This is a genomic window from Nocardia mexicana NBRC 108244 (assembly GCF_001613165.1).
Lineage (GTDB): Bacteria > Actinomycetota > Actinomycetes > Mycobacteriales > Mycobacteriaceae > Nocardia > Nocardia mexicana.
Window position 1 is genome coordinate 46,800 of the sequence record NZ_BDBV01000019.1, and the last position, 1,282, is coordinate 48,081.

Consider the following 1,282-nt stretch of genomic DNA (forward strand, 5'->3'; position numbering starts at 1 on the left):
GCAACCACCACGGAGCATCTACGCTGGTAGTACGGGGTAATTGACGCGAAGGGGCAGGTGTTCGCAGCTGTGGTCATCGTGACGAAGTGGACGGGTGTCGAGGTGCGGGCGCTGCGTCTCGAGGCGCTGCGGTGGACCCAGCCGCAGCTGGCAGAACGAACCGGCTTCAGTGAAGGCGTGGTGCGCAAATGGGAAGCACGAGGCGCATCCATCACGCTCAGAGGTGAATTCGCGGAGGGAATGGACACGCTTCTGCGCGGGCTGGATCGAGAGCAGCGCGCCCGGTTCGAGTCGGCACTTTCCGACATTGGTCGATGCGCGGTCGCGGACGTCGGTCCTGCCATTCGGTCGGGTCTGGCAGCCGATCGGCCCCGGGCCGACTTGTGTGACATAGACACCGAACGGCTGGCATATGTCACGGCGCATCCGAGGCGCACTGATCGGAGGGTTCTCGACGAGTTGTCGGTCATGCTGGCTGCTTGGCGGAAGCTTGATGATTCCGTCGGTTCGGAGTCCGTGCTTCCGGCGGTCAGTGAAACCATGAGTGTCGTAGAGCGTCTGGTCCGGGAAGCGCACGGCGCGATTCGTCCCGCGGTGCTGAATGTCGGGGCGCAATGGTTGCAGTTGACGGGCTGGCTGAATACGACCACCAAGCGACATGCGATTGCCCGGGTCGCGCACGACAGGATGCTGGAATGGTCGGTGGAGCTGGGTGACCCCGACCTGATCTCGACGACGCTCGGCGCCAAGGGACACCGCGCGTGGACCGAAGACGAATTCGGCCCGATGATCGGCCTTTCGGAAGCCGCCGGTCGGTACAAACAGGCGTCCCCCGCAGTACTCGCGGTAGCGGCTCAGCAGGAGGCACGCGGCCATGCGCTCGTCGGCGAAGCAGCGAAGGCCGAGCGAAAACTGGACGAAGCCGACGATTACGCGATACGCGCTGCCGAGGAGCCGAACCGGATTCCGCCGTGGTTGTACTTTCACAGCACGGATTTGCTTGTGCTGCAACGCGGGCTGGCGTACAAGTTCCTCACGGAATCCGGTCGACCACAGTATCGACGCAAGGCAATCGACGTATTGAGCGCCGGGCTGGCCGGTCTCGACCAGGAAACCGGCGAATCCGAGTGGATGCGCTGGTACGTCGACCAACTCGCCGAGTTGACTCGCGCTTCCTGAGCCCGAACCAGCTCATCCGTCGAGTGGGGCAGCGACTCGGTGGAGTCGACACTTCCGGCTGGTGCGGGATGCTGTTCCACATCCCGCACCGGCCGGATCGCGC

General features: G+C 64.1%; 1 protein-coding gene. It reads left to right on the forward strand.

The genetic code is table 11. The features are described from left to right. The first annotated feature begins 69 nt into the window (after nt 1-69). Nucleotides 70-1,179, forward strand: coding sequence for a helix-turn-helix domain-containing protein (locus NM1_RS06620; protein ID WP_068015071.1), 1,110 nt, complete (start codon nt 70-72; stop codon nt 1,177-1,179). The last annotated feature ends 103 nt before the right edge of the window (nt 1,180-1,282 follow it).